This is a genomic window from Methanosalsum natronophilum, assembly GCF_024808815.1.
In the GTDB taxonomy this organism is placed as follows: domain Archaea; phylum Halobacteriota; class Methanosarcinia; order Methanosarcinales; family Methanosarcinaceae; genus Methanosalsum; species Methanosalsum natronophilum.
Genome location: NZ_JANUCS010000012.1, coordinates 19,226 through 35,082, shown reverse-complemented (window position 1 = coordinate 35,082; position 15,857 = coordinate 19,226). Strand labels below are relative to the sequence as shown.

Annotated in this window: 16 protein-coding genes; 3 read left to right on the top strand and 13 right to left on the bottom strand. The window is 34.8% G+C overall.

Annotated elements, in window-relative coordinates; all coding sequences use genetic code 11:
* Positions 1 to 12: 12 nt before the first annotated feature.
* Positions 13 to 1,158 (bottom strand): MFS transporter, encoded by a 1,146-nt coding sequence (locus tag J2T59_RS07175; protein WP_259135257.1) that lies wholly within the window; start codon positions 1,156 to 1,158, stop codon positions 13 to 15.
* Between the two features lie 213 nt (positions 1,159 to 1,371).
* On the opposite strand from J2T59_RS07175, the gene J2T59_RS07170 reads away from it, so the two are divergent.
* From J2T59_RS07170 to J2T59_RS07160, 3 genes are all read left to right on the top strand, one after another.
* On the top strand, positions 1,372 to 2,304 hold the full coding sequence (locus J2T59_RS07170) for an aminopeptidase (protein WP_259135256.1): 933 nt from the start codon (positions 1,372 to 1,374) through the stop codon (positions 2,302 to 2,304).
* Between the two features lie 89 nt (positions 2,305 to 2,393).
* Positions 2,394 to 2,876 (top strand): 3-isopropylmalate dehydratase small subunit, encoded by a 483-nt coding sequence (locus J2T59_RS07165; protein ID WP_259135255.1) that lies wholly within the window; start codon positions 2,394 to 2,396, stop codon positions 2,874 to 2,876.
* A 36-nt stretch (positions 2,877 to 2,912) separates the two neighbouring features.
* Complete coding sequence (locus J2T59_RS07160) at positions 2,913 to 4,037, top strand: isocitrate/isopropylmalate dehydrogenase family protein (protein WP_259135254.1); 1,125 nt, start codon at positions 2,913 to 2,915, stop codon at positions 4,035 to 4,037.
* 44 nt (positions 4,038 to 4,081) lie between these two features.
* On the opposite strand, the gene J2T59_RS07155 is transcribed toward J2T59_RS07160, so the two are convergent.
* The 12 genes from J2T59_RS07155 to glyA all read right to left on the bottom strand — a co-directional run bounded on the left by J2T59_RS07155 (position 4,082) and on the right by glyA (position 15,827).
* The gene (locus J2T59_RS07155) at positions 4,082 to 4,897 is read right to left on the bottom strand and encodes a mechanosensitive ion channel family protein (RefSeq protein WP_259135253.1); all 816 of its coding nucleotides are present in this window, start codon (positions 4,895 to 4,897) and stop codon (positions 4,082 to 4,084) included.
* Between the two features lie 81 nt (positions 4,898 to 4,978).
* Positions 4,979 to 5,215, bottom strand: a complete 237-nt coding sequence (locus J2T59_RS07150) for a cytochrome b5 domain-containing protein (protein ID WP_259135252.1) — start codon at positions 5,213 to 5,215, stop codon at positions 4,979 to 4,981.
* A gap of 207 nt (positions 5,216 to 5,422) precedes the next feature.
* Positions 5,423 to 7,186 (bottom strand): ribosome biogenesis/translation initiation ATPase RLI, encoded by a 1,764-nt coding sequence (locus tag J2T59_RS07145; protein WP_259135251.1) that lies wholly within the window; start codon positions 7,184 to 7,186, stop codon positions 5,423 to 5,425.
* 64 nt (positions 7,187 to 7,250) lie between these two features.
* Positions 7,251 to 7,625 carry an EMC6-like membrane protein gene (locus J2T59_RS07140; RefSeq protein ID WP_259135250.1) on the bottom strand — a complete coding sequence of 125 codons (375 nt, stop codon included), beginning with the start codon at positions 7,623 to 7,625 and terminating at the stop codon, positions 7,251 to 7,253.
* A gap of 508 nt (positions 7,626 to 8,133) precedes the next feature.
* A complete protein-coding gene (locus J2T59_RS07135) occupies positions 8,134 to 8,403 on the bottom strand; it encodes a thioredoxin family protein (RefSeq protein ID WP_259135249.1) in 270 nt (89 codons plus the stop codon).
* A gap of 442 nt (positions 8,404 to 8,845) precedes the next feature.
* Positions 8,846 to 9,628, bottom strand: coding sequence for a coenzyme F420-0:L-glutamate ligase (cofE, locus tag J2T59_RS07130; protein WP_259135248.1), 783 nt, complete (start codon positions 9,626 to 9,628; stop codon positions 8,846 to 8,848).
* Positions 9,629 to 9,633: 5 nt separating this feature from the next.
* Positions 9,634 to 10,878 (bottom strand): phosphomethylpyrimidine synthase ThiC, encoded by a 1,245-nt coding sequence (gene thiC / locus J2T59_RS07125; RefSeq protein ID WP_259135247.1) that lies wholly within the window; start codon positions 10,876 to 10,878, stop codon positions 9,634 to 9,636.
* A gap of 37 nt (positions 10,879 to 10,915) precedes the next feature.
* On the bottom strand, positions 10,916 to 11,785 hold the full coding sequence (locus J2T59_RS07120; RefSeq protein ID WP_259135246.1) for a methylenetetrahydrofolate reductase: 870 nt from the start codon (positions 11,783 to 11,785) through the stop codon (positions 10,916 to 10,918).
* A gap of 26 nt (positions 11,786 to 11,811) precedes the next feature.
* Positions 11,812 to 12,423, bottom strand: a complete 612-nt coding sequence (locus J2T59_RS07115; RefSeq protein WP_259135245.1) for a methylenetetrahydrofolate reductase C-terminal domain-containing protein — start codon at positions 12,421 to 12,423, stop codon at positions 11,812 to 11,814.
* Entirely contained in the window at positions 12,420 to 13,646 is a 1,227-nt protein-coding gene (folP, locus tag J2T59_RS07110; protein ID WP_259135244.1) for a dihydropteroate synthase, read from the bottom strand. Before folP ends, J2T59_RS07115 begins: the two co-directional genes overlap by 4 nt.
* Before the next feature lie 55 nt (positions 13,647 to 13,701).
* Entirely contained in the window at positions 13,702 to 14,571 is an 870-nt protein-coding gene (locus J2T59_RS07105) for a tetrahydrofolate dehydrogenase/cyclohydrolase catalytic domain-containing protein (protein WP_259135287.1), read from the bottom strand.
* A gap of 11 nt (positions 14,572 to 14,582) precedes the next feature.
* Entirely contained in the window at positions 14,583 to 15,827 is a 1,245-nt protein-coding gene (glyA, locus tag J2T59_RS07100) for a serine hydroxymethyltransferase (RefSeq protein WP_259135243.1), read from the bottom strand.
* Between the last annotated feature and the right edge of the window lie 30 nt (positions 15,828 to 15,857).

The following is a 15,857-nucleotide window of genomic DNA, read 5'->3' as shown; positions in this document are numbered from 1 at the left end:
AAATTTTAAACATTATATTTTATTAACAAACATAGAAATTATTGCAGCAAGAAGTATCATAAAGGCAAACACTAAAAGAGAAACATTTGGTTCATACAATTCAAGAAGCAATCCACCTAATACAGGGCCAAAGGCTGCTCCCATCCATCTTATCATATTGAAGGTTCCCATAGATGTTCCTAGAATACCAGTATCGATTTTAGCTGCTTGATCTACAAGCATAGCTGATGTAAGTGTTACTACTGGACCAAAACATAACCCAACAAGAGCAAAATTAAAAGCCATTGAAATCGGTTCTACTGATAAGAACGGGAATAAAAGAAGAGCAACTCCGGATAATAAAGTTACAGCAACTAAAGGGTATTTTCTACCTATTTTATCTGAACATTTCCCACAAAGCAATGCACCTATAGAACTAGTTATAGCAAACGGTACAAAAATTAACCCTGTCATTGCAATCGAAATACCTGCTTCTTGAGCATAGAACGGAATTATATAAGAAGAGCCAATTGAAGCCATATTACACAACATAGCAATTAATGTAACCAGAATGACATTTTTAATTTTAAATGTGTTAGAAGATAGTGAAAGTATATCGGAATAGCAGTAATTATTTTTGAGGCAATAATTTGTTTCACTTAAAAAAAAGAACAATAAGCAAATAATAATTGAAAACCCTGAAAGCCACAAGAATACCATCCTCCACCCATATAAATCTCCAATTACACCTCCAAATGAGTAACCAAGGACGGTCCCAAAACCGGTGGCAATTGCTAAAATCCCCATTGCTTGTCCTCGTTCATTAAGTCTGTACATGTCTCCGATCATAGTAAAAGAAGTTGTAAAGAAAATAGCTGCACCTATCCCAGAAATTGCTCTGGCGAACAGTAATGCAGCAAATGTTGACGATTTTGAAAGCATAAAAACGCCACTTGAAAAAATTAGTAAGCCTATTATAAGCATTGGCTTCCTTCCAAATTTGTCTGAAAGTACTCCAAATGGTATTTGGAACAATGCCATACATATCATGAAAATTCCAGCAACCCAACCAAGTTCTGCTTTAGAGATAGCCAGTTCCTCAGATATTGGGGGTAGTAAAGGTATCAGTGATAAAAGTGCCAAAAAAATACATGTTGTCCCTAAAGACAACAGTAGCATTTGCTTTTTCCTACAAAAGTCAATGCTTAAATATAAATTATGTTTCATCTTATCCATAATATGCAACATTTATTTTATGTCACTTTTACAATAACGTGTACATATATATTTACTCCATAAAGAACATTTTTGGTAGAGCTGTAGTCTATAATAAATAATTCATCAATTAATTCATTCATAAATCAATGGATTTCGGATATTATGAACATCAAAATGAAAAAAACTGCTGAAAAAATAATCATTGATTGCTTAGGAGCAAAAAGCAATGAAAGTGCCTTAATAATTACTGATTCTGGAGCCGATAAGGAAATTTCTAATGCGCTTTTTTCTTCAGCTGCAGAATGCTGCCACGAAGCAATAATGATGACAATCAAGCCTAGAGATGAAAATGGACAGGAACCCCCTATAATTGTTGCTGAAGCTATGAAACATGCAGATATCATAATTGCACAAACGTCAAAGTCACTAACACATACCAAAGCTCGCGTCGAAGCTTGTAGGTGTGGTTCGAGAGTTGTAAGCATGCCAGGAGTAACTAGGGAAATGATGCTAAAAGGTGGACTGGATGCAGACTATTATTCAATACAAGATTATGCACTGAAATTGTACGATAAATTAAAGAATGTAAAAAAAATTAGCCTTATGTCAGATGCGGGAACAAATGTTGAATTTGATGTTCAAGGGTGTACTTGGGTGCTTGATACTGGCATTTGTCGTCTCCCAGGAGATATGAGTAACTTACCCGCAGGAGAAATATTTGTACCCCCTAATGATGCAAATGGTATAGTGGTTATCGATGGTTCGATGGCAGGAATTGGTATCTTGGATGAGCCTATTGAAATAAAAGTAAAAAACGGTAACGCGGTTGGCTTTACAGGAAAATATGCTAAAAAATTAGAAGATTTAGTAGACTCTGTAGGTCCAAAGGGACGTAATATCGCAGAGCTTGGTATTGGACTTAACCAAACAGCTATATTAAGGGGAATTGTTTTAGAAGATGAAAAGGTTGCTAATACAGTCCACGTAGCACTAGGAAGTAACGCTAGCTTTGGAGGCAACATTGATGTACAGCTACATCTTGATGGAGTTATCAACGAACCCACTATATATATTGATGGAACATTGCTCCAGCAAACTGTCCAATAATCGAATTTATTAATGATAAAATAAATCTATATCTCATTTTAAGAGATATTTGTATTTCTAACTTACCTATTACTTGTCGGTGAAAACTAATGAAAGGAAAAGCATGGAAATTTGGAAATGATATAGATACGGATGCAATTATTCCTGGTAGATATCTCATACATAATACACCAGAAGAACTTGCAAACTATACATTTGAAGGTGTCAGGCCAGAATTTGCAGAAAGTGTGCAATTGGGGGATGTAGTTGTTGCTGAGAGCAACTTCGGATGTGGGTCTTCAAGAGAACATGCCCCTCTGGCCCTAAAGGGATCGGGGATTTCTTGCGTAATTGCAAAGTCTTTTGCAAGAATCTTTTTTAGGAACTCAATAAATATTGGCATACCGTTACTTGAATGTGCTGATACGGATAAAATAAAGGATGGAGACATAATAGAAGTAGATATTGAAACAGGCATTATAAAAAATCATACACGAGATGAGCAATATAACGCATCACCACTTCCAGACTTTGTTAGAGAAATTGTTAACTCTGGTGGGTTGATTCCTTATACTAGAAAATTAATCTCATAAATAAATTGATTTTTGTACAATAGAAGGTGATTTTAAATGACTACTTATAAAATACCAGTAATTCCGGGAGACGGAATTGGACCGGACATCGTGACAGAAGGTATGAAAGTAATTGATTCTGCTGGCGAAAAATTCGGATTTGATGTTGAGTGGATAGAATATCCACATGGTGCAGATCATTTCCTCGAAACTGGAGAACTTATATCTGAAGATACATTAAAAGAACTAAGTCAATATTCTGCAATATATTTAGGGTCTATAGGTGACCCAAGAATTGAACCTGGTGTACTGGAAAAAGGTATCCTTCTCGCTGCAAGGTTTTACTTTGACCAATATATAAATCTAAGACCAATTAAACTACTTAATGGTGTTTGGTCACCAATAAAGGATAAAACGCCTGATGATATAGATTTTGTTGTGGTCAGAGAAAATACGGAAGATATGTATATAGGAATAGGAGGAAGATCCACTAAAGGTGCTTCTTCAAAAATACTAGAAGTAAATAGAAACCTATATTCTGCTAAATTTAACCTTGATATTGAAACTGATAGTGAAGAAATTGCTTATCAAATAGGTATGATTTCAAAAGAAGGAACTAGAAGAGTAATGGAGTATGCTTTTGAGCTTGCTCAAAACAGATCAAAGAATCTTGCTTCTGTTGATAAAGCTAATGTTCTTTCCGATATTTATGGATTTTGGAGAGAAGAATTTGAAAGTATGTCTTCAAAATATCCAGAGGTTAAAACAGATTTTAATTACGTAGATGCAATTACAATGTGGTTTGTTAAAAATCCAGAATGGTTCGATGTGGTAGTTACACCTAACATGTTTGGAGATATAATTACTGATTTAGGTGCAATGATTCAAGGAGGTTTAGGGCTTGCACCGGGTGGAAATATAAATCCTGAAGGAACTAGTATGTTCGAGCCTATCCATGGCTCTGCACCAAAATACAAGGGCCAGAACAAAGTGAACCCAATCGCAACTATCTGGGCAGGTGCTATGATGATAGAGCAGCTTGGTGAACAAGAAGCATCAGATAATATTGTAAAAGCGATAGAAAGAAACATTAGTGAAGGTAAAGTTAGAACCTATGACATGGGTGGAACTGCGGGTACGTCAGATGTAGGTGACGAAATTGCTAAATTAGTTAAAGAATGAAATAAGTTAAAAATAAAATATAAAACAGGTAGAAGGTTACCTGTTCATTCTTCTTTTTTTATGTGAATATCTCTTTGTGGGAACGGAATCTCGATTCCTTTCTCATTATATTCCTTGAATATTTTACCAGTTAAATCCCACTTGACACTCCACAAATCTGGTGTTTTGGTCCAGGGACGAAGTTGCAAGTCTACAGAAGAATCTCCTAATCCTAATACAACTACATTAGGTGCTGGATCTTCTAATACCAATGGATGTTTTTCCATCAGATCCATTGCTATCTTTATAGCCTCGTCTAAATCTGATTTATAACTAATTCCAACATCAACTGCTGCTCTTCTTATAGGCATTCTGGTAAAGTTAATAATAGAGTTGCCCCACACAAGTTTATTTGGAACTGTTATTAGTTGATTATCTGGAGTTATAAGTTCAGTTGACATTATTCCAACAGAACTTACAGTTCCACTAGAACCACCGACCGAAATAAATTCATCCTTATCAAGTGGTCTAAGAGCTGCAATCCATATGCCTGATGCTAAGTTTGTAAGTGTATCTTGCAGGCCAAATCCAAGAATAAGCCCTATAACCGCAGATAAGCCTATCACAACCGAATTAACATCAAATCCAAGCGATGATAAGAAAACTAATATTAATAATATATATAATAGAACTTTAAAGAATGTTGCAAGGAATTCGACTACAAGTCCAGGAAGGTTTGTAGATTTAAAACCCTTTAAAAAGCCATTAAGAATTATTTTTATCCCTATATATCCAACAATCAGTATGAATATTGAAAACAAAAGGTTTGTGACCATGATGTCAGTATAAGGAATGGTTTGTTCAAGCAAATCAAATACCATTTTTGCACCCCAATTACTAGCTTCTATTTTTATCAAAATTTATTAGAATATACTTCTAATAAATAAATTATAAATGTGATATTATTTTTTAATGGTACCAACTACCGGGAAATCTTCTAAGACGTCATCCCCATGAGGAGCTTCATCTCCAAGTTCACTAGAATAATCTTTTCCTGCCTCATGCATGCCTTGATGATCCCCATCATCCCAAAGAAAACTATCTGTTACATCATAAACTTTACCATTGTAGGCAACATAAGCCTTTTTACCATCAGTTCCATTGTATTCAAGAAGTTCATCTAAAGTAAATTCTTCCATATTAACCACCTATAATATATACTAAAATAAATCTTAATTAAAAAGTTCTGCTTAAGAAGCATGTACTAGTATATAAGTAACTATATAATATTTTAACCGTGCATTCTTGCAAAGTCAAGAAAATGTGTTTTAGCAAGCAATCAATGACATAGGCAACGTAGACCATGAAAAGGTTATCTAAAATATATGGGTTTAGTTAGTTGTTTTTTAAATGTTGTAGTAATAGAATTCCCCATTACTTTTTTGTTCACGATCTAATCTAGAATTCAACTTATTAACACGTGGTCGTAATGTATCTTCATCTCTCCTAAATGTGATGTTTAAATTGCTCAAAAAAGTATTCATCCCATCTTTCATACTTGTGGGTGAATATGCATAACCAGTTAAACCAGGAGTTCCTTCAAAAACAATCATTCTTTCACTAAGCATATCTATAACATATATATCATGGTCTACAACCATCGCGGTCTTTTTAGTGTTTTCAGCAAATCTTTTAATAGCTTTTGTTGCCATCGATCTCTGTTCAACATCCAAGTGAGCACTCGGTTCATCAAGTAGATATAGATCTGCATCTCTACTCAAGCAAGCAGCTATTGCTACCCTTTGTAGTTCACCACCACTTAGTTCATTTAACATCCTATCGTAAAGGGGTTCGAGCTGTAAAGGTTTACTTATTTCTGTTTGATAGTAACTACTATCAAACTTCTTAGTTATTTTTCTTAAAAAATGTTCAACTTGTATATATGAGTCACCAGCAATATATTGTGGCTTGTAGGATACTTTTACTCCAATGTCCAAGTCACCTTTATCAGTCATAATCTCACCCGCAAGAGCCTTCACAAAACTTGATTTCCCAATTCCATTAGATCCTACAATACCTAAAACTTCACCTTCTTTAAGATCTCCAGATTCAGAGCTAAGCTGAAAATCTTCACCGTAGCTTATAGAAAATTCGGGATATTCCAAAACTGATTGAATATCAGTTTCTATTTTTGGTGGGTGAACCTCGAATTCAATTGGTTCAGGTCTAATTCTGACATTTTCTTCTGGGAGATAGCCTTTTAAATATTGATTAATTGATATACGAACACCTTTTGGATAAGTTACTACACCATATCCACCAGATATACCATAAGTAACATGGATCATATCAGCTAGCATATCTAAAATGGCAAGGTCGTGTTCAACAACTAAAACTGCTTTATCTTCTGCGATTTCTTGGATCAGTCGGGCACAATTTATCCTTTGGTATATGTCAAGATAAGAGCTGATTTCATCAAAAAAGTAAAAATCAGCTTCTTTTGAAGCACAAGCTGCAATAGCTACCCTCTGAAGTTCGCCACCACTCAGCTGAGATATATTGCGGTCAATAATCTGCTCAAGCTCAAGCTTATCAATCAGCTCATCAAGCACTTTTCGTTCATCTGCGCTTTCAAGCAAATCGCGTGTTTTCCCAGAAAATGCTTTTGGAATTTTATCTACATATTGTGGTTTTTGTGATATGCGAATATTTTGGTCAATTAAAGCTTTAAAGTAGTCATATAGCCCAGTTCCGGAATAATAATCCAATACTATATTCCAATCTCCTTTATCTTCTCCAAAATTAGGCACCATTGAACCTGACAATATGTTAACAGCAGTACTCTTACCGATTCCATTAGGGCCTAATATACCAGTCACCCGGCCTTTTTGCGGAAGTGGAAGCCCATAAAGAGCGAAGCCATTTTCTCCATATCTATGAATAGGTTTATCTAATTCTTCAGGGAGTCCTATTATCATGATAGCATCAAAGGGGCATTTATTGATACAAATACCGCACCCTACACATAGTTCTTCAGATATTACAGGCTTACCGTCGTCTTTAAAAATAATTGTTTCATCGCCAGTTCGCACTCTTGGGCAGTATTTTTCACATTCGTGGCTACACCTTCGGGGTTGACATCGATCTCTATTTAATATTGCAATTCTCATTATTATACCCTTAATATATGGAGTAATGGCCGTATAATATAATGCTAAAAGAAAAAATAATCGTTTAATTTAGCATCAAAATCCATGTTATCAAAAAGAAATCTAATACAAGAAACTCTACATAGAGCCAGTCTTTAGCTCCAAAATCTTTAGTATTTATTTTTACAAGTGGAAACACGGCTTTTTGCAGATAAAATGCAATTATACCTACCACGATTATTATTGAATACCAGGTAAAATCAATGGCTTTATCGAGTAAATAGTAGCCAGCTATACCTGCAATAATTCCTATAATAGCAGCAACTGCTGTTTTAATGACGCCTTCTATATGATTTTGCTTTCGCTCTTCAGGGGTCTTCTCCTTTATCTTCAGATAGTTTGGTTCTTCTGCTTCCTCTTTTTTCCCCTTTGAAGCTTTCGACTTGTTTTTTTTCTTCAATTGAAGTTTCTCCTGATTGCTAGTTATGAGTTAGTTCAATTATACTTTAAGCAAATCATCTAATCCTTTCAAACAATCATAAAAGCATGTTCATTTATAAAGGTTTGCACTATTCAGCCAACATATAGTAAATGACCTAACACTCTAGAACCAAAGTCTCTGGAATGATTTAGACCATGATTTATTTGCATGATAAATAGACTCTAAAAGCTAGCCAGTATGCTCTTTTCATGTCCTCTAAAATATCTATCTAGATGCAATCTACGAGTTAAATAAAGTGAGAATAGCAGTTTTTATAACAAGTTACTAAATATTTATCAATAACGTCCAAAATCCTAATCGTAGTCTAATTATATTCAAGTAAAAATAAGATTAATTGTTTCATTATCTAAAAAATTATTTGCAATACCAATATTAAATGTATTAGTTAGTTTTCCTCAGTATAAAGTAAATTAGCATACCCAAAAAATTATTTTTTTTTTATTTTGGATATGAATTCTATTAAATATTAAATCAATTTTTCAAGTTCACTACCAAGAACATCTGCTTTTGTAACGCCTGTGAACCTTTTTATTTCTTCTCCATCTTTTTCGATAATCAAGGTCGGAACTACATTTATACCATATTTTCCTGCTAGATCGTTATTTTCATCTACGTCAATTTCTTTGATTTCTACCTTTTCTCCCATTCGTTCTTCTATTTCTTTAAGAATTGGTTTTTGCATCTTACATGGCCCGCACCAAGTAGCTGTGAAGTCCATTAAAACTGGTTTACTCATAAATCTCACCTCAAAAGTAATTTAGTATAGATAGTTTACCTTAACTTTCTAATGAATTATTTTTCTAACAATACATTTCTGTAACGTCAATTGAATATTGCTACTATTTTAAAAGGTATTTGGAATATTTCATTTTTGTGGTTTAGGCTAAAAATGCATTTATTAGAGAAGTTTCTGGAGATATCATGAATTGTCTTTTAAATGAGCTTTATCGGTTCGGACTAAAAGAGGTAAAGCTATATCTCCATCATCTTTTTCTACTGCAAAATAGCCACAGGATGTTTTAATCCATTGATATTTCATGCAACAACCTCTTCTGTTACAATAAAGAGTTTTAGCACATTAACCAATAACATCAATAGGCTTATTTAAAATTGCCTATCCTTAAAAATATATTAGTAAAAGATTAGCCTTATATGGATTATAAATAAAGTCTTAATCCTCAATCAACACTACTTTTTATATTATTGTAATACATACATTCTTTGGTTGAGAACAATGGAATCTCAATGGGTTCTTCTATAATATCTTCATCAAGACCTCTTATTAATACGCAAGGAATTCCCTCATCTGCTTCTCCCATCAATAACTGTGCAGTTGATACAAGATTATCTGCAAGTGCCCTGTATGTAATAGTTAATGGTTTGTTGAATAAGTCATTCAAGCCTCTTGTATCAATAACTGGGTTTATTCCAGAAACTGCAAGTGCAATGCCTACACATCCAAGTCTAAGTGGCTGAGTTCTGCTATCCCCTATAATCACCCCTATACGGCAAGAATACTTATTTTCAAGTACTTTCCTTATCCGATATGCGCTTTCAGTAGGATTTGATGGTAAAAGAACAACATGCCCATGAGGTGCATTTGATGCATCAATTCCTGCATTTGGTGACAGTATTCCACCTGTTATTGTCAGGACAGCACCAGGTACTCCACCGATAATTTCATCACATTCTTGAAGAATTAGCTCCATTTCTCTTTCATCTATAGAGTATTTAGAAGCAAGTAATCTAGCATCATTTGAAACCTTGATGTTTTCCAATGATACAATTCTTCCTTCTGAGGTTGCAACTGCAGATTCAGCAAGTACAATAATATCTTTGTCTTTTAGTGTTAGATTTTTTTCATCTAATGAACAAGCTATTTCGTTAGCAATAGAGTCTCCTTTTTTTATAATAGTGGTAGGAATACCATATATTTCCAGTTCTTTGTATATCTTGTCCATAATTATCAGTTTTTGGATAAATATTCTCCCATTATCTGGATTGCACAGTACTCTCCACACATAGAACAAGGGCCTTCTTTTGGACACATTTCTTTTGGTTTTTCAGGGTCTATTGCATACTGCATCTGACCATTCCAATCAAACACTGATCTTCTTTTAGAAAGCTCATAATCTTTATCGCTCAATCCATATTTTATAGAGTCCCCGATATGAGCCGCAATCTTAAATGCAACCAGTCCTTCTCTAACTTGTGTAGGAGTAGGTAAAGATAGATGTTCAGCTGGAGTAATATAACACATGTAATCTGCTCCGGCACCGCTTGCAATACTTGCTCCCACGGCTCCTGCTATATGATCATAGCCTGGAGAGATATCTGTAGGTAAAGGACCAGCTACAAACAATGGAAATTTTGTTTTTGATTTATAGTATTTTATGTGAGGGGAAATGTCAGAAGCATTTATATGACCACCAAGTCCTTCGATAATTGTTTGAACGCCGTATGATTTTGCTTTTTCTGCAAAGTGTATATTTCTTTCAATTTCCATACCCTGTGATGAATCAAATCTATCGTGGACGCATCCACCTCGCATACTGTTTCCTAGTGATAGAACAACATCTTTTCTTCGTAATATATCTAAAATCTCGTCAAAATATTCAATAAATGGATTTTCGCAGTTTTCTTTTATCATGAAAGAGCTAGTAAATGAGCCACCTTTGGATACCATCCCCATAATACGTCCTGAGCTTTTTAAGTGCTCAAGTGACTTTTTATCGACTAAGTGTAGTACTAAAGAACTTATCCCTTCATTGACATGTTGCTCTATCATTTTAAGAAGGTGATCAGTTTCTAAATTTTCTAACCCATGTTCAATAATAGTTTCATAAATTGGAACTGTAGTTATAGGAACAGATGTGTTATTAAATATGTGCCTCCTAATTGTTTTAATTTCTCCCCCCATTGAAAGATCTGTTATAGTATCGGCACCATATTTTTCAGCAACTAGTGCTTTTTCTATTTCGGCGTCAATATCTACACATGCAGATGATGTTCCAATATTTACATTTACTTTAGTAGTAGCTCCTGCTCCTATAGATGTTTGTGATTTATACTTTCTCTTCATTATCACAAGACTTCCATTTAATATTCTCTCAAGAACCAATTCTTCATCAATATTTTCAGTAAAAGAAGTCTGTTTCATTTCAGGAGTGATCTTACCATCGAGTGCGCATTGAATTTGAGTAGATTTCATGAAATAAGTCCATTAAATTTCAATTTATAGCTGGCTTTTAAAATCCAGCCTGTTTAAGTAGCTTTTGTGTATTTAAGTGTTGTCCAACTGGCATTAAATGAATTCCTTGGCATATATCACTTATATCTTTAATTATTTCACAGCTTATATCCAGACCTTCTTGAATTGGATCTTTAGACATATCTAGTCTATCGATAATTTCGCCATCTATATGAATTCCAGGAATATTAGCATTCATGAACCTAGCCATTCTAGCTGACTTTAATGGAATTATTCCTGCAATTATTGGAGTTTCTAAATCACCTATTAGCTTACAAAAATTCTTGAACATTTCAGTGTCATAAACCGCTTGTGTCTGGATAAAGTCTAATCCAAAAGTAGCTTTTTTGCGAAGTTTTAGCATCTGTCCTTTTTTTAAAGGGTTTATGTTCGAAACTGCACCTAAAATAAATTCAGGTGGGTCTTCAAGTTTGTTACCACTGAAATCAAACCCACTTTCCATTTTTCGAATCATAGATATTAGCTGAACGGAATCAAGGTCATATACTGATTTTGCACCTAGATGGTCTCCACAACTAACGTGATCTCCTGTCATAATGCAAAAGTTCTTGAGTCCAAGAGCAGCTGCCCCAAGTAAATCTGACTGTAATGCTAGCCTGTTTCGGTCTCTACAAGTCATTTGAATTATTGGTTCATACCCTTGTTGTTGAAGTACCTTTCCTAGGCTAATAGGACTCATCCTCATAACTCCTCTATTGTTATCTGTTATATTTATCGCATCAACTAAATTCCTAATCAGTGCGGCATCTTCAATGGCATTGAAAGGATTACTTCCTTTAGGAGGAGTTATTTCTGCAGTGATAACAAAATTTCTAGACCTTATTTTATCTACAAAAGAGCCTTGCATATAGATCATCCATAAGTTGCTCGACTTTATTTATTCACTTTTGGCTCAAATATTCTTTCCAATAAATAAAGACTGTTTTTTTCATCAAGTTTTTTATAAATCAATTCCCAGACGCATTCTTTGTCATTATCTGTTTCACATGCCCCATCATCGCTACAACCACCACATGGACCATTTAATAACTTCTTAGGACATTGAGAATAGGGACAAATACCTCCAAAATAAAAAAGTGTACAATTACCACACATTTTACATTGATCTGGTAGCACTTCCCCTTTGTATGAGCCTCCAAGAGATACTGTGTTATTAGATGGAAATACATCTATGGTTCCAAGTTTACTAATCACTGATGCTCCACTCCCACAAGCCATAACTAACAAAGCATCTGCTTTATTTATTGACCTATCTTTTTCAGCTAAATGATCCCATGACCTTATACTGCATGCAGCAGTTGGAAGTGCCCAACCGACAACTTTTTTTCCTGAATTCTCAAGGACAGATTTCATTGAAAGAATTTCTTGCTCTCCGCCAACATGAAGCTTAGCTGCACATGTATTACATCCAACAATAAAAATTGAGCTATGGTTTTCTATTGACTCAAGAATTTCCGCTATTGGTTTGTCTTCGGAAATGATCATAATTTATCCAAGTTCATATATTTTTTTTTGGTATATAATATCTTTTTAAGCTTTCGAGCAATCATAGGTAGGTTGCGTGCCTGGTAAGAAAGCTTATTGGCCAGTTTTTCCAGTTGTAAAGTAGTTCCTATTAAAATTATATCAACATCATCTATTTCATGAGATATTGCCCCTTTAGGAATAGCTGCATCACCGCCTCGTGCAAGAATTTCCTGCTTTATTATAAGAGCCTCTGTAGAGGAAATATTAGTTATTTTAACAGTTTTTGTTATCGATTTTTTTTTCATAATATGGCAGCCAGCTTCAGTTGTACCTATAGACTTCATATAATATACCAAGTCTGATTGATCAGTTATATCCAATACTTTTATAGAAACCCCATTTCCAGTATCCTCAATTGGCAACGAACGAAGAGCTGTAGCGACCTTTACAACATCAACTGTTTGCTCGACATCATGGGTTCTGATAATATGTGCACCTTTATTAACGACAATTGATGTTGCTGCAAGACTACCAAGTAGTCGTTCTTCTGGAGGTTTATTAATAATTGCGTCAATTACTGATTTTCTAGATATTGCAGCTAGAATCGGGTTATTAAATACTCTAAGTCTTTCAAAGTTATCAATAACATCAAAATCATGTGTAGCGGTTTTATTTGGCACCCATTTTCCTATCGCAGGATCTAATATAAGCTTAGATGTGTCTATTTCATTCAATTGTGCTTTCTTCAAAATCTCTCCAAGAGCAGATATTACCTCATCTATACCTCTTGGATCACCGATTTTGTTTTTTGATGCCATTAAAATTGCAGGGCAATCGTATTCCCTAAGCACAGTCACCATATTTGCATCCGAGGTCAGCCCAGATACATCATTTACTATATGTGCTCCACGGTTCAAGGCTTCTTCTGCTATATCAGCAAACATAGTATCTACTGAAATTGGGATGTTTAAATTATTACAAAGTGTGTCCAAAGCTGGCATTAACCGTGTCTTTTCAGTTTGTTTTGAAATAGGAGTTGCTAAGGGCCATGTTGATCTACCTCCAACATCTAATATATCTGCACCTTTGCAAATCATATCTTCAGCAACGTCAAGTAAGGAGTCCTCGTCTACCACAGATGCTTTATAGAATGATTCATCACTAAGGTTTAGCACACCCATCAGTCTAGTTGGGTATTTATCACCAATATTTAATCCACATATACTCGAATCAATTACCATCTAAACCAATCTTAAATATGGATTTTATTTCTATTCAATAAAAAGTAGGGCTACTTTAAGTATCATTTATGGATATTTTAGTAGATTGTATAACATGTTCTAATAGAGTAGCTACAGTTATTGGGCCAACTCCTCCTGGAACTGGAGTTATTAAAGAGCATTTATCAATAACATTTTCATAATCCACGTCTCCATAGATTTTGCCATCTTCCTCTGTGATTCCAACATCAAAGATAACACTCCCACTTTTAACCATTTCAGCTTTTATCAAATGTTTCACTCCAGTAGCAACTATTAGTATATCTGCTTGTTTTGTGAAATTTGCTAAATCATTTGTATATACGTGGCACACATTAACCGTTGCATTTCTATTTAATAGCATTGAAGCAAGTGGTTTGCCAACAACATTGCTGTGTCCTACAATTACTGCGTTGCTTCCTTGGATGTTTACATTGTATTCTTCAAGAGCATGAATAATTCCATGTGGTGTACATGGAACTATTTTCTCATTCCCAATGAGCAAATTACCCATATTAAGAGGATGAAAACCATCTACATCTTTTGATGTGTCTATAGATTCCATTATCTTTTTATCATTTATATTTTGAGGTAATGGCAGTTGGACTAATATGCCATGGATACTCTGATCTTTATTTAACTCTTTAACTAAATCGATTAGCTCCTCTTGAGATACATCGGCAGATAGCTGAAAGTCTTTTGCAGTTATGCCAACCCTCTCGCAGGCTTTATGTTTGAGCTTGATATATAGTTTCGAAGCAGGATCATTTCCCACAAGAATAGAACATAAGCAGGGACTTATTCCTCTTTCATTTAGATCCTCTACTTCTTTTTTTACTCTAGTCTCTATTTTCTTTGCTAATTTTCTGCCGTCGATTATCTTTGATTCCGAAGAAGGTGCACTCATCATTTCACCTATTATTGAAAGTTTTTATAAATGGGATACTTATGACATAAGCTCTTGACGTCGTCACCAATCTTTTTAAGAGTGGTATCACTTTCCTCATTAATAATGACTTGATCTATAAAATCTGCTATTTTGTCCATGTCCTTTATGGTCATACCCCTTGTTGTTACAGACGGTGTCCCTATTCTGACCCCACTAGTTACAAATGGGCTTCTAGTTTCGAAAGGAACTGTGTTTTTGTTTAAGACTATATTAGCTTTACAAAATGCAGCTTCTGCTTCTTTACCAGTCACACCTTGCTTATTTAGATTAATAAGCATCATGTGGTTCTCAGTACCACCTGAGACCAAATAGAATCCATCCTCAACTAGTTTATCGCATAATCTTTTCGCATTCCCAACTGTTCTTTCTTGATCTTCTTTGAATTTAGTTGTCTGGGCTTCTTTAAGAGCAACAGCTTTTGCGGCGATAACATGCATCAAAGGGCCCCCTTGAATACCAGGGAAAATAGACTTATCTACGGCCTTTGAATATTCTTCTTTACACATTACCATACCACCTCTTGGCCCCCTCAGAGTTTTATGTGTAGTTGTTGTAACAAAATCAGAGTATGGTACAGGATCTTGGTGTACTCCTGCTGCAACTAAACCCGCAATGTGAGCAATATCAGATAAAAGATAAGCATCAACTGAATCTGCGATTTCTCTAAATTGCTTGAAATCAATTTCTTGAGTATAAGCAGATGCACCGCAAACAATCATCTTTGGCCGGTGTTTTTTAGCTAAGTCCATCAATGCTTCATAATCCAATTTTTCAGTCTCTTTATCAACACCGTAAGGTATTATGTTATAAAGCTGACCCGCAAAGTTTACAGGGCTTCCATGAGAAAGATGTCCACCATGGGTTAAATCCATTGACAAAATCGTGTCTCCAGGTTTTAAAACTGAAAAGTAAACGGCCATATTTGAGCCTGAACCAGAATGAGGTTGCACATTTATGTGGTCTGCACCAAATAGATCTTTTGCCCTTTCAATCGCTAAATCTTCTGCTATGTCAACATATTCACAACCACCATAATATCTTTTCCCAGAATAGCCCTCAGCATACTTATTTGTCATAATAGACCCTTGTACTTCCATAACTGCAGGGCTCACATAGTTTTCTGAAGCTATTAAATTTAGTTTATCTTGTTGGCGTTGAGCTTCTAATTCTAAAACATTACTTATTTCTGAATCCATTTCTGAAATATAAGACATTGTTACTCATCCACTGTTTTTTAATGAAGA

What these genes read in the sequence shown, in the direction of transcription:
- thiC (WP_259135247.1), bottom strand. Translation starts at nt 10,878, where the DNA reads ATGAAATCTACTCAAATTCAATGCGCACTCGATGGTAAGATCACTCCT.
- folP (WP_259135244.1), bottom strand. Translation starts at nt 13,646, where the DNA reads ATGGTAATTGATTCGAGTATATGTGGATTAAATATTGGTGATAAATAC.
- J2T59_RS07145 (WP_259135251.1), bottom strand. Translation starts at nt 7,186, where the DNA reads ATGAGAATTGCAATATTAAATAGAGATCGATGTCAACCCCGAAGGTGT.
- J2T59_RS07170 (WP_259135256.1), top strand. Translation starts at nt 1,372, where the DNA reads ATGAAAAAAACTGCTGAAAAAATAATCATTGATTGCTTAGGAGCAAAA.
- J2T59_RS07175 (WP_259135257.1), bottom strand. Translation starts at nt 1,158, where the DNA reads ATGCTACTGTTGTCTTTAGGGACAACATGTATTTTTTTGGCACTTTTA.
- J2T59_RS07105 (WP_259135287.1), bottom strand. Translation starts at nt 14,571, where the DNA reads ATGAGTGCACCTTCTTCGGAATCAAAGATAATCGACGGCAGAAAATTA.
- J2T59_RS07150 (WP_259135252.1), bottom strand. Translation starts at nt 5,215, where the DNA reads ATGGAAGAATTTACTTTAGATGAACTTCTTGAATACAATGGAACTGAT.
- J2T59_RS07165 (WP_259135255.1), top strand. Translation starts at nt 2,394, where the DNA reads ATGAAAGGAAAAGCATGGAAATTTGGAAATGATATAGATACGGATGCA.
- cofE (WP_259135248.1), bottom strand. Translation starts at nt 9,628, where the DNA reads ATGGACAAGATATACAAAGAACTGGAAATATATGGTATTCCTACCACT.
- J2T59_RS07135 (WP_259135249.1), bottom strand. Translation starts at nt 8,403, where the DNA reads ATGAGTAAACCAGTTTTAATGGACTTCACAGCTACTTGGTGCGGGCCA.
- J2T59_RS07115 (WP_259135245.1), bottom strand. Translation starts at nt 12,423, where the DNA reads ATGATCATTTCCGAAGACAAACCAATAGCGGAAATTCTTGAGTCAATA.
- J2T59_RS07160 (WP_259135254.1), top strand. Translation starts at nt 2,913, where the DNA reads ATGACTACTTATAAAATACCAGTAATTCCGGGAGACGGAATTGGACCG.
- J2T59_RS07155 (WP_259135253.1), bottom strand. Translation starts at nt 4,897, where the DNA reads ATGGTATTTGATTTGCTTGAACAAACCATTCCTTATACTGACATCATG.
- J2T59_RS07120 (WP_259135246.1), bottom strand. Translation starts at nt 11,785, where the DNA reads ATGCAAGGCTCTTTTGTAGATAAAATAAGGTCTAGAAATTTTGTTATC.
- glyA (WP_259135243.1), bottom strand. Translation starts at nt 15,827, where the DNA reads ATGTCTTATATTTCAGAAATGGATTCAGAAATAAGTAATGTTTTAGAA.